The following is a 13,126-nucleotide window of genomic DNA, read 5'->3' as shown; positions in this document are numbered from 1 at the left end:
TACGATGCCGAGCATCTGCGCCAGTACTGCGACCGCTACCGCATGCAGCCGGTGATTCCACAGCGCACCATGAAGCGCAAACCCAAGCCAGGACTACCCCGACTGTTTGATCGTCCGAAATACCGGCAGCGGAATATCATTGAGCGGATGTTTGGCTGGCTAAAAGAAAACCGGAGAATTGTCACCCGTTACGACAAGCTCGCCAGGAGTTTTGCCGCAATGGTCACGCTGGCTTGCACGCTGCGATGCCTGCGGCAGTACTTTTCGTACAGAACCTAGTCAAAGAGGCAAACCAGAAAGCAGCGCTGATGTTCCCTGAACGTAGGGAAATTTCCTAAACGCAGAAAAAAGAGCGGCAGTCACCTGCCGCCCTCGGGAAAGAGGTGCCGCCCCGAAGGGCGGCCGGGGATGGGGTCAAAGCGTGAGGTTGCGCTGTTCCTCCTCGGTCAGGCGGCTGCGGGCCTGTTCGTCCAGCGGGCCAGCGCCGAGCACCTGCACGCTGCGGTTGGCGTCGTAGCCGGTCGGGGCCGGGGCGCGGGCTTCTTCGCCGCCTTGCAGGCGTTCGTTGCCGAAGCCCAGCACCTGCACCGTGACGATGGACGGCTGGCGATCGCGGGCGGCGCGCTGCTGCCCTCGCGCGGCCTCTTCGGCGGCGCCGCTGGCGGAGCTGGCCGCCGAGCTGGCCGAGGCCAGTGCTCCGGTGTTAACCGAAGCCACCACCGGTATCCCGCTGGATTTGCCCTGCACCTGGATGTTGGCGGCGTTGATCACCTGCAGCGCGGCGATGTTGACGTTGCCGGAGACGCGGATGCCGGCCTCCCCCGCGTCGATGGTGCCCAGCGGCGCCAGCAGGTCCATGTCGCCCGGCGGTACCTCAGGGATGGGCGCCAGGGTGGCGATGCCGGCACCGGTGCTGGGCACGCTGGGCGACAGGGTGACGTTGCCCCAGGCGTCGTAGACGCGACGGGGTGGTGTGTACACCAGGGTGGTCTTGGAGCCGCGTCCGGCGTTGATGTCGCCCCGGGCGGACCAGGCCAGGATGTCGCCACCGAAGGTGGTCATGATGCGGCTCTGGCCCAGCAGCACGCTGCCTTCGGCGAACAGCTGGATGTCCCCGGCCCCCTGGGTGATGACACCGGCCGAGGCCGGCGGCGCCTCGCCCTCGATGCCGAACACCTGCTGCCCGCCTGGCGTGAGCATCTGGATGCCGCCCCCGAACAGGGTGCGCACCCCGGCACCGCCATAGAGGGTGATGTCGCCCTCGTAGCGGATCGGGTTGCCGGCCACGTCATGGCTGGGGAACAACGCGGCGATGGCATTGCGGCCGCGCAGGTAGCTGCCGAAACGCGGGCTGCCGGCATCGTTGTATTCGCGCCCGCCTGCGCGCAGCTCGGCGAAGTACAGTTGGCGGGCGAAGATTCGCTGCTGCTCCGGCGCCAGTGCGGTGAAGTAGGCCAGCGCCTGCTCGCGGCTGCCGCTGAAGCCGAAGCGCTCGGCCAACCAGGCCGCCAGCTCGGCTTCGTAGGTCTGCGCGACGCCACCCGCACCCAGGCTGGCGCCGGGGGCGAGGCGGTTTGCCGGGTCCAGGTAACGCAGGGCGAAGGCCAGGTAGTCCGGGCCGCTGCCGGCACCGGCTTGCAGGGCGATGTCGGCACCCGGGCGCTTGTCGCCGGGCACGATGGCTCCCAGGCTGTTCAGCGTGGCCTGGTCTTCTAGGCGCAGCTGGCGACCGGCGGTGATCTCCAGGGTGCCGGGCCCAGCAACGTTGAAGCTGCTGAAGAGGATGTCGCGCCCGGCGGACACCACCGAGACGTCAGTGGGGGCGTCGTGGACGAACAGGTTGCCGGTGGTCTGCGGAGAGCCTTCTATCTTTCTCGGGCTTGGCAGACCGACCATCTGCCCGCTGTTGACGATGTCGCGCCCGGCCATGAGGCGGGTCGGGCGTGCACCCTCGTACCAGGTTTCACCAGCCCGGGGATTGACCGAAAACTGCAGGATCTCGCCCGTGCGCACCCCGACGATGTCACCCCGCAGGGCGTAGATGCGCGTCGGCTGGTCGGCACCACGGTAGGCGCCTTCGACCCCGGTGCCACCGAAGGCGAACAGGCTGCGCCCGGGGTTGCCGCTCCAGCCCAGGTCGCCATGGCTGGCGCCTGACGCATCGAGGTAGTAGAAGCCCGGCTTGAAGGGCGTGGCCAGGTGGTCCTGGGGAGCGTTGCTCGGCGAAAGGGCATAACCCCCGGCGTAGATGGAGTTTCCGGCCAGCAACTCCAACTGGGCCTGGCGTCCCGGGGCCAGTAGCAGGGAATGGGTTAGCACGCCGATAACATGCTGGTACTCCTGCGCCGAAGGTCCGTAGTAGAGGCTGCCAGCCGGTGCCACCGCCCGCAGTACGGAGGGGTAGACGAAACGCCCGTCGGTAGCGGAGTAGTCCATGCCAGTCCGTACATCCGGGTCGAACAAACTCATCTCGCCCAACTGGGTCGAGGGTGTCAGATTGCCACCGGCGGCGAACAGGTCGATGGCGGTGTGATCGGTCCACAGGCTGAACCAGGCGAAGCCGCTGCTGCGGGTACCGGCCAAGTCCACGGCCTGACCACCCAGGGCCTGGCTGCGCCCGGCATCGCCCACGCCCCCCAGCACCAGGTCGCCCCGGGCATTCAGGCTCACCGTGGCGTCCCCCGGCAGCAGCACCAGCCCGCCGGTGGCGGAGGCCTTGGTGGCGGTGAAGGGGTCGTAGGCGCGGCTTTCCCGGGCGTCATGGTTGAGCGCTTCCGGCCCGGTGATCGTGTCGATGCCGCCATAGGAGGCCGCACTGGCGCGCAGGCTTCCCCGCAGATTGACCAGGCTGCCATTGAGGTCATGCCGCTGCTTGATGGGCAGCTTGGCATCGTCCTGGAACCCTCGGGCCTCCAGGTCGGGGTTGAGCGCACCGCCCACCACCAGGTTCAGGTCGCCACCGCCGGTGGTGACCAGGTGGCCGTCCACCAGGCGCCCGGTGGAGCCCACGGCCAGCACCAGGCCCTGGCTGCGGTTGGCGAGGTCGTACTTCATGGCTCCCCGGGGCGCCAACAGGCCGGCATCCCCGGCCACGCGTACGTCGAGGTTGCCGCCGCCCAGGGTGCCGAAGCCGGTAAAGCCGGCCAGGGCCACCTCGGTGCTGTCATTGAACGGCACATAGGTGCCGAAGTTGATCCACCAGGCGCTGGGCACGGTGGATGCCGCGTCAGGCCCGCCGCCCTGGCGCCACAGCCAATTGCTGACTGCGCTGCCCTCCAGTTGCGTCTTGTCCCCGCCTGCACTTTGCTGCCGCCCGATCAGGTCGCCGGTCAGGTCACCGCCCACCGTCAGCGACAGGTTGCCGCCCCGGTCCGGGTACCAGGCGCGGTAGAGGCTGCTGGCCCCGCCGTCCACCAGGGTTTCGTAGATGCCTCCGTTGGAGCCCAGTACCTTGTCGCCTGGCCTCGTCGAGCCAGGCATCGTGGCCACACCGCGTGCCTGGTTGTAGGCCGCGGACTGCGACAGCCCCAGCGAAGAGGTACCGGCCGTGTAGAGGCCGTACAGGGAGTGCAGATTGAAGTCCCCGGCGCTCACCAGGTCCAGGTCCCCGGTGCCGGTGCGCAGCACGCTGAAGCGGCTGCTGCCCAGGGCGTAGTTGTATTCGGGCAAGGGCTCAGGTGTCCCCTCGACGATACAGAGCGTTGCCCCTTTTGCGCAGAACTCGTCGTCGGTCATACCCCATAGGGATGCCAATTCTGCGACTGGACGCCCGGAAAAGCTCAGGTCACCCCAGTAAAGCAGCGAAGCTTCATCGCTTAGTACCCTGGGGCCTGGCGGTAGAGCACATAGACTGGCCTCATAGCAAATGCTCGCTTCATCCCAGCCGAACTCAGCCATGACCTCGGCTACCGGCTTTCCGGCGAAGCTCTCATCGCCATACCATGCCAGTGCACCCTCCGCCGTGAGGAGGCGGGTCGATGGCGCCGGCTTGAGCGTCGCCAGGTAGCCATAGTGAGTGTCGGCCAGGCGCAGTTCGCCGTGCTCGGCGTAAGGGTCGACCAGGCGGCTATCGGCGGCCTGCAGGTCGGCACCGGCCACGGCCCGCAGCGACCAGGACTGCGAGCCTTCGGGCAGCATCTGCGCCACGGCCCAATTGTGTCCCTTGCCGTCACCGCCTCGCAGGTTGATCTTCTCCACCCCGGCGGCGAGCTTCACATCGGTGCCCGCCGGGATCAGCGCCCCCAGGGCCAGCACCAGGTTCCCTGCCTGCACCACCCTGTCCGGCGCACCGACGATAGTGCTGGGCGCGTTGCTCGGCAGCGGCACGCCCTTCGGCCAGGTCATGGCCGTTACCGGAGTGTCCCCCGGCAGCCAGGTCCCCGCCCCCAGGAGCATGCCCTGGGCCAGGGTGACGGCCTCGGCCAGGCGGGTGCCGGCCGCGTAGGCCAGGCTGCCGTCGGCGTTGCGCACCTCCGCCGCCAGCACCGTACCGGCCGCCAGCAGCAGCGGGCCGTTCAACCGCGCGTCCGCCGGCAGGCGGGTACCGGCAGCCAGGGTCATGGCCTTGATCGGCAGGTCGTAGTTGAGCACCGTGCCGGCGGGGAAGGAGGTGCCATCCTGCAGTTCGATGCCGCCACGGGGCACCACCACATCCCCGTTGAACGGCTGCTTGCCGGGCAGCAGCACCCAGCCGTCGTCGTCCTGGGTGGCCGGCGGTGCGAGGAAGCCGTCGTTGATGCTGCCCAGCACGCTCAGGTCGCCCCCAGCGCGGATAACCAGGTGCCCCACCTCCCCCGATCCCGCAGCGGCGGTCCTGGGGGTGTGCGGATTGAGGCTGGCGTAGCGGTAGCCGGACAGGTCCAGGTCGCCCTGCACCAACAGGTCGCCACCGGGCGTCCGGCTGACCAGCTCCACCCCGGGCCGCAGGTGGAAGGCATCGGCATAGGCGGCGTTGTTCAGGCCGGCCAGCTTGCCGTTGAGCAGCGCTCCGTTGGCCAGGGCGTGGTCGATGAAGGCCAGGCTCTCGGCGTGCTTCTGGTCCAGATAGGCCTGGTCGATGACCTGGTAGGGCCGGCCGCTGGCGGCCGGGTCGCTGCCGTCGCGGGCATCGTCGTAGCGCTGCACGCCGTTCACGGCGATCAGGCTGGCGCCCTGGATGTCCAGGGGGCCGCTGGCATCGATGGCGATGTCGCCAGCGCTGGCACCGCCGAGCCGGGGAGCATTCAGCTCCAGGGTGCCCCGTGCCCGGCCGTCGTGGCCGCTGCTGGCGGCGGTGCCGTGGCGCAGGTCGATGCGGGCGCCACTGGCCAGGGTCAGTTGGCCATCGACGGCGCTCAGCTCCACCGTGGCCCGGTTGGGCGCATCGATGATCCCGCCGTAGCTGTCCACCCGCAGGCGGTTGCCATGGGCGTCCAGCCGCGCGCCGCCCCCAAGGGTGAGCCCCTGCTTGCCGGCCAGGCGGATGGCCCCCACCCGCTCGCCGCTGGCGTCCACGGTGCCGTTCACCGTGAGGTGCCCGCCGTCCAGCGACACGCTGATCTCTCCGGCCTTGAGGCCATCGCCGATCACCAGGTCGCCCTGCTTGAGCTGGAAGCTGCGGGCGCCGAACACCTGGCCCTGGTTGAGGCGCTGGTTGAGCGCGGCGAAATCGTCGCTGAGGTTGCCCGCGCCGAGCCGCTGGGCGTGTACCTCCAGGCTGCCGGCCTTGTACGGCATCCAGGTGCCGCCAGCGTCGTATTCCCCGCTGCTGCCACCGAGGATGCGCCCTTCCAGGGCCACCGTGCCGGCGCCGGCCGCCAGGGCGGTGGCCTTGAGGCTGCCGGCCTGGTTGTTGACCGCGGACAGGTCGATCAGCGCACCGGCCGCCTGGCGGATGTCGCCGTGGCGGCTCTCCAGGGTCAGGTCGCCGCCCCAGCTGTACTTGTTCACCTCGTTGAAGGTGACCTTGCGCCCGGCCAGGTCGATGCGGGCACCATCGCCGAGGCTCAGCTGCTCATCGGCCGCCAGGGTCAGCTTGCCGCTGGGCAGCACCACCGCGCCCTCCAGGTACAGGTTGCGCCCGCGAATGGACAGCTCCGCCCCCAGAGCATCGCCCCCGATGGCCGGCACCGTGGAACCGGCCGGAGCGCTGATGCGGATGTCGCCACCCGCGCTGAGGCGGTTCACCGAGCCGGCCCCGCCGGTCAGCACCGGGGTGCGCAGGGTCAGTTGCCCGCCGCTGTACTGGAAGCCCTGGCCCGGGGTGTAGCCGTCCTGCCGCTGGTACACCGCCAGGCCGCCCTTGTGGTTGGCGGTGATGCGCTCACGGGCGTTCAGCTCGACGTTGGCGAAGCCCACGGCCAGCCGGTCGCGGATCGGGCTGGCACTGGGCTGGCTGTCCGGCAGGTAGCCGAACTCGATGCGCTCGGCGTCGATCAGCAGGCTGCCCGCGCCGCTGCCTGCACCGCCGGCGATGATGGCTCCGGCCTCGTTGTGGGCACCGTTCCACACCAGGTTGGCGGTGCGGATCTGTGCACGCGCACCCGCCTCGCCCTGGCCGTAGATGGCCGGGGTGGTCAGCACCAGCTCCTTGAGCCGCGAGCGGCCGTCGGCACCGTAGGTGTCCAGGCTGGCGTCGCCGAAGAGGTTCAGCGAATCCCGCGCGCCCAGCACCAGGGTCTCCAGCGCGGGCGCGCCGAACTGGGCATCGCCACGCAGCAGGCGGTCCAGCACCGCCTGGTTGAGGGTCAGCCCGTTGGGCAGGCGGTTGCGGCTGGCCAGGTCGGCCAGCACCTCGGCGCTGCCGACGTTGATGCCGCCCACTGCCAGGGTCAGGTTGCGGGTGCCGTAGCGCACCGCATCGCTCAACTCGAAGCGGTTGTCGGTGGCCGTGGCGATGGTGCCGTCGGAATAGAGCCCGGTGGTGCCGCTGCATGTGCCGTCGCAGACACCGATGCGAATAGGCCCGGGCGCCACATCTGGGGACCGGGGGTCGGGCACATCCGGGGCCAGCAGGCTGAGGTAGCCGTTGGAAACCGCCAGCACACTGTTGCGCCCCGGCTTGTACAGGTAACCGTCGCGGGAGTCCCGCGGGGCAGCCCCCAGGCCCAGGGTGTTGATGCTGGCGCCCTGCTCCACGGTGATGCCCCCCGTCGTGCCGGAGCTGATCAGCATGACCTCCGGCGCCCGCAGGGTCGCGCCGCTGCGCAGGGTCACGCTGCGCACGTTGGCCCCATTGGTGCTACCCAGCTGGATGAAGTTGCCGCCCTGGCCGTAGACCGTACGGCCAAGACCACCGATGAAGAGGCTGCCGGCACCGATGGCGTTGAGGTCGGCATCGTTCAGGGAGATGCCGGTAAAGCCGGCGCTGGCCCCGATGCCGGCCTTGACGATTTCCAGGTGGCTGCCGAATGTCGCGTCGATGGCGGTGATGCTGCCCCGTCCTCCCTCCTCACGGCCCTTCAGCAGGGTTCCGGCGAAGCGGAAGCTGGGCTGGCTGCCGTCGCTGCGCGAGAAATTCAGGTTGAAGGCCTTGGCGTCCCGCGGCATCAGCGCGGCGGGGATGCCCAGCCGCGCGGCATCGGCCAGCAGGTACTGGCTGAGAGTGGTCTCGTTGTACTGGGAGTAGCGACGCAGCAAGTCGGCCGGGGTGAGGATCACCTGGCTGGCCAGGCTGTCGCGGGCGCCGCTGGCCAGGCCCAGGGTACCGGCGGTGGACCAGGAGCCGTTGCGCATGGCCTGGGTGACGAGGGCACCGCCCTGCCCCGCCAGGCCATTGACCTCCACGCGGAAGGCCCCCGGCAGCAAGGCGTAGGTGGATGGCAGCAGGGTGTAGGTGCCCGCCGGTAGCCCCGGTACGCCAGCGCCGACGGTGATCTGCTGACCCACCAGCGGTGCCACGGCCCCGGCCTCGCCATTGCCGGGGGCGAAACCCGGCTGGACGCCGGGCACGATGGCGTACACCGGGTTGCTGCTCAGGGCCGGCAGCAGGAAGCCGTCCGGGCCGTATTGCACCAGCGGGTTGAAACGGGCGTCGGTGGAGCCGCCGCGACCGGCGACGAACCCGGCACCGAGCACCACCCCGCCGCCGGACACATCCACCACGGCGCCCTCGGCCACGTCGATGGTCTGCCCGATCAGGTCCACCTTGCCGGGCATGTTGTTCTGCCCCTCCTTCAGCAGGGTGGTGGAGAGGGCCACGCCGTCGTAGAGCCAGGTCTTGCCGTCCACGGTACCGCCATAGGGAATCACCAGGCCCGCACCGCTCACCGAGGTCAGGCTGCCGGGCAGCAGGCTCACCCGGCTGGCGGGCCGCGGGCTGTTGCCGCCGTAACCGACCTCCAGGCTGCCCAATGGCGCCCGCAGGACGCCCCCCTGGTTGACCACGTCGGCCTGCAGCCTCAACTCGCCAAAGGCCGACAGGGGCTGCGCCGGGATCGCGCCAACCGGGCGGCCAATGTCGATGCGCGTGGCCTGCACCAAGGCCTTGACCCCGGTGCCGGGGTAGACCTGGGCTGCTGTGATGCGCAGGTCGCCGGGCAGCGTCAGGCTCATGGCGTTGGCTATGCTGCTCGGGCTCGCCAGCAGCCGCAGGTCACCCAGGCTGTCCAGTTGCACCTGGGCGAAGGCACGGCGGTCCACCACCTGCTCGCGCCCCTGCAGCAGGCGGATGCTGCCGCGCGCCCCCAGGTTCACCTTGTCGCGCACGTCCAGCAGGCCACGGGCACTGAGCCGCCACTGACCAGTGGCAGGGCGTATCGAGGTGCCAATATCAATCCTCGTGCTGGTCTCGCCACTGTTCGCGTCAACCAGCTTGGCCCCGGCCAGCCGCAGGTAGTGGCTGCTCAACTCGACCCGGCTGTCCGCCGCGGCGGACTCGGCCAGGCCGTAGGCCCCGGCATACAGGCTGAGGGCATTGGCCAGGTTCAGGCGCACGTTGCCATCGAAGCTCAGCAGCCCGGTGCTGAGCAGCGCCAGGTTGTCGAACCCGCCCTGCTCCACCAGGCTCACCGCCAGCCGGCCCTGGCCATAGCGCAGCAACGACGCCCCCTGCTCGGGGCCCGCCCCCTCGGCCAGGGGAGCCGCCTGCTGCTGGGCCACCACCAGTTCCCGGGCCTGGCGCACGGCGTCAGTGGCCCGGGGGTCTTCGAACCTGTATTTGGTCGCACCCAGAGCCACGGAGAGGCTGCCACCTGCCGCCCCCTCGCCGCCAGCCGCAGCGCGGAGCTGCCCATCCAGGTACAAACCGCTGGTGGATGCCAGGGCAATGCTGCCGCCCTGGCTGGCCACCCGCAGCGGGCCCTGGCCGGGCAGGTCGAGCCATGCCTGGCTACCGGAGGCATCGAGGCGCGCGCCCTGGCGCACCACCACGAAGGCATCGCTGGCCGTCAGGTCACCCAGGTTGGCGTCGATTTCCCCACCGATGACGATGCTGCCCCCCTGGCGCACCTGGCCGTAGCGGTTGCCTCGGGCGTCCACCGCGCTGACGGCGCGGGAGGCTGCGTCCAACCGGGCGTGATCGCCGATCCAGAGGGAACGGTAGGTTTCCAGCGGCCGCGCGGACTGGGCCTCACCGTTGCTCCCCAGGCCGAGGATGCTTATGCGCCCGCCCCAGGCCTCCAGGGTGCCGTCCACCGTGACCTGGCCGATCCCGGCCAGGCGGATGGCCTGGCCAGGGTCGACATGCAGCAGAGCCCCCTGCTTCACCACCAGCGCCGTGCTGGCGATGTCGGCGGCGGCGGTCTCCGGGCTGCCAGCCTGCAGCGAGAGGCTGGCCCCCTGGCGCTGGGTCAGCACGCCCTGGCCGGCATCCTCCTGGTAAAGGGGGGGCAACCAGCGCTCCAGGGCCTCGGACAGGGCACCGCCGGTGGCCAGGTTGCCCGCGCCGCTGGCCTGGCGGTAGAGCGGCTGGGTCACCTCGACGCGTGTGCCCTCGGCCACCTCCAGGCCCCGGTTGCCCCTCACCTCGTAGGCGGAGAAACCCTTGTCGAAGAAATCCCCACGCAGCATCAGGGCGCCGGCCGGCGCCGACGGGGCGTTGTCGGCGATCAGCACCCGAGCGGCCTGCAGGCTGAGGGTGCCACCGCCCTTGACGCCTTCGCCCCGCAGAGCGCCGCCCAGGCTCAGCACGCCACTGTCGCCCCGGTTGCCGGCACTGGCCGCCAGGGTGACGTGGCCGCCCTTGCCGCCCTGCAGCCTGCCGTTGGCGAGCAGCGCCGCGCCGGAGCTGACATCCACCGTGCTGCCGGCTTCCAGCAGGGTGTTGCCGCTGCTGCGCAGGGACACGCTGCCGCCATTGAGGTAGGGCAGCGCGCGGGTGTCGTCGGGCTCGCGCAGCAGGTTGCTCCACAACCCGCTGGCATCGAGGCGCACACCCGCCCCCACGCGTACCGAGGCACTGCCGCTGGTGGGGGTGAGCACGGTATCGGCACGCCCCAGGGCGGTCATCTGGTTGAGCACGTTGCCCAACTGGAGGCTGCCACCACGGGCGGTGATGTCGGCGTTCACCTCCACCTGCGGGCCGTATAGGGTCACGTTGCCGGCCGGCGCCACCTGCAGCGCGCTGTCGACCCGGATGCCCTCGCTGGCCGCCACCTTGATGGCCCCGAGGTTGAAGCCATTGAGCTGGGCGCTGTCCAGGTACAGGGTGCCCTGGCGTCCCGCCGGCAGGGCGGTGGTCAGGTCGAGCCCGTCGGCGATGCGTTCGGCGCCCTGGCCGAACACCACCTGCTTCAGGGTGTTGGCACTGGCCCCCAGTACGGGCTCCAGGGTGCCGCTGCTCTTCACGTACAGGGGGGCGTAGGTGCCCACCACCAGTTGGCCACCGCGCGCGGCCGCCTTCTGCGACTGGCGGTAGCCGTCGAGGCCGGCCTGGGCCGCCTGGGTCTGCCGGGTGCCCTGGTAGGTGTCGCTGGCCAGGGCGCCCTCAAGCACCGCGTTGCGGGTGCCGATGACCAGGCTGCCGGCGTCGCGGCCCACGGTGTAGCCGGCCTCCTGGCGCTCGCGCGGGGCGATCAGCGGGTCGTAGTAGTAGTCGGTACGGCCCCAGCGCTGGCTGTGGTCCTCGTAGCCCCGGTAGATGCCGGTGTAGAGGATGTCGCCCGGGGCGCTGGAGAGTTCGTACAGGCGCCCGTCGGCGCCCTTCAGCCAGGTCTGCCGGACGCTGCCGCCCTGGACGTCGAGGGTGCCGCCGGAAAAGTTGATCTGCGAACCGGACTGGGTCACCACCTCGCCGCCGGTGAAGCTGACGGTGCCGCCCAGGGCCATCCATTCGGCCACGCTGTGGCCCTGGGTGCCGAGGTAGCCGCTGACCTCCAGCAGGCCGCCGGCGGTGTACCAGCGGTCGGTGGCGTAGCCGTTGGTCCCGGCTGGCACCCGTACCAGCTCGCGCACATCCACCCAGACGTCGCTGTTGTTCAGCGCGCCCTTGTCGCGGTTGACCGAGGCGTCGCGCTGCTCGTTGCCCTGCAGGTTGACCTTGACGCTGTTGGCCGACATGGCCACCTGCACGCCGGTGGCGCCGGAGACGTCGATCACGGCGCCGTCGCGCACCAGGCTGCGCTGGGCGGCCTGGGTCGCCACCTGGCCACCGGTGGCCAGGGTGATGGAGCCCTTCTGGAAGTCCACGCTGCCGCTGCTGTCGATCTGCACCAGGGACAGGTCGCGGCGGAAGACGTCGCCGTTCACCACGTCGCCGTCCTGCTTGAGGGCCGGTGCCAGCAGGGCATCGCGCTGGCTGTCGAGGGCAGTGGCGCTGGCATCGAGGAGGATCGCGGTGGTGCTGCCCTCGCCCAGGGTCACCTGGCCATTGGCGCCGCTGGCGGTGAGGTGCACGGTGCCACGGGCGTCTGCGGAGGTGCTGGCCAGGGCCACGCCGTTCTGCTGCACCTGGTTGCCCACCAGGCTGACATCGCCGCTGGCGGCCAGCAGCACGCCCCAGTTGAGCACACGGCCGCTGCCGCTGGCGCTCACTTCGTTGCCACGGGTGGTGGAGGTGGGGTTGCCGTCGCTGCCATAGCCCTTGCGGATCACGAAGCTGTCCCCGGCCGCCATCAGCACCTGGCCCTTGGGCGTGCTGATGCTGCCGGCGTTGTCCACCTCCTTGCCCAGCAGCAGCACATAGCCGCCCCCGGAGGTGGAGGTGCTGGGCGCAGCCGTGCTCAGTTGCGCCCCCTGCTCCACACGGATGTTGCCCTGGGCGTTGGTGAAGCTCGGGTTGCTGCCGTTGTAGAGGCCGCCGCTGCGGAACTGCTCGTCGCTGAAGCCGGTGGCGGCGGCCACCAGGTTGCGCACGTTGACCTGGCTGGTGCCGCTGAACACCACCCCGTTGCTGTTGAGGATCATCACCGTGCCGTCGGCCTTGATCTGGCCCTGGATCTGGCTGGGCGCGGTGCTGTTGCCCACCTTGTTCAGCAATGCCCAGCTGGCCTCCTGCTGGAAGGCCAGGGTGGTGTCACGGCCGACGTTGAAGGTCTCCCAGTTGAGGATGGCCTTGTCGGCGGTCTGCTTGATGGACACCAGCACCTTGCCGTTGGCGTCGGTCTGCACCGGCGCCTCGGCGTTGATGAACAGCGGCTTGCCATCGGGCCCCACCACCACGTTGAGGCCGTTGCCTCCGAGACCGTTGTGCAGGGTCTGCGGGGCGCCGCTGGCCGCCGCGCGTCCGGCGGCCTGGGCTGCCTGGGCCGCGGCGATGGCGGCCACGGTGTTGTTGAGGTTGGCGAAGGAGCGGCCCAGGCGCTGCTGCACCTGCTGCTGCTGCGCCAGCGGCGGTGGCGAACCCGGCTGCACGGTCCCCGGCCGGGCGGCTCCGGCGGCCTGGGCGGCGCCCTTCTCGGCGAACCAGCCGGCACTGAAGGCCGGCGCGGCCTGGGCCCCGCCGGCCAGCAGCATCAGGGCGATGGCCTGGGCCAGGGGCTTGAGCAGGAGGGGGTGTTCGCGGCGGGCGGTGCAGGTGACGGACGGCTTGGGCTGGGAACGCATCACGACGGGTCCTTGTTCGGGTGGAGGCGCAGCGCCCCGAAGGGCGCGCCATGGCTGTTACCCCCAAGGCCGTCGGCGCAGCGGGCGACCGAACTTTTGTCACGCAAAGTTCACGAGGCCTACCGGCGCCTGACATGCAAAACCGACATTGGCGCGAGGCCATTGC

General features: G+C 70.3%; 2 protein-coding genes. One reads left to right on the top strand and one right to left on the bottom strand.

Annotation, left to right across the window (positions count from 1 at the left end):
• Nucleotides 1-279: transposase (locus tag BM198_RS21395; RefSeq protein WP_139233679.1), on the top strand; the 279-nt coding region annotated here is incomplete at its 5' end.
• Nucleotides 280-414: 135 nt separating this feature from the next.
• Here the strand turns inward: BM198_RS21395 and BM198_RS21390 are convergent.
• Nucleotides 415-12,960 carry a filamentous haemagglutinin family protein gene (locus BM198_RS21390; protein ID WP_074972224.1) on the bottom strand — a complete coding sequence of 4,182 codons (12,546 nt, stop codon included), beginning with the start codon at nt 12,958-12,960 and terminating at the stop codon, nt 415-417.
• Nucleotides 12,961-13,126 lie beyond the last annotated feature (166 nt).

This window comes from Metapseudomonas otitidis (genome assembly GCF_900111835.1).
Classification (GTDB): domain Bacteria; phylum Pseudomonadota; class Gammaproteobacteria; order Pseudomonadales; family Pseudomonadaceae; genus Metapseudomonas; species Metapseudomonas otitidis.
This window is presented reverse-complemented; position numbering and strand designations above follow the sequence as displayed.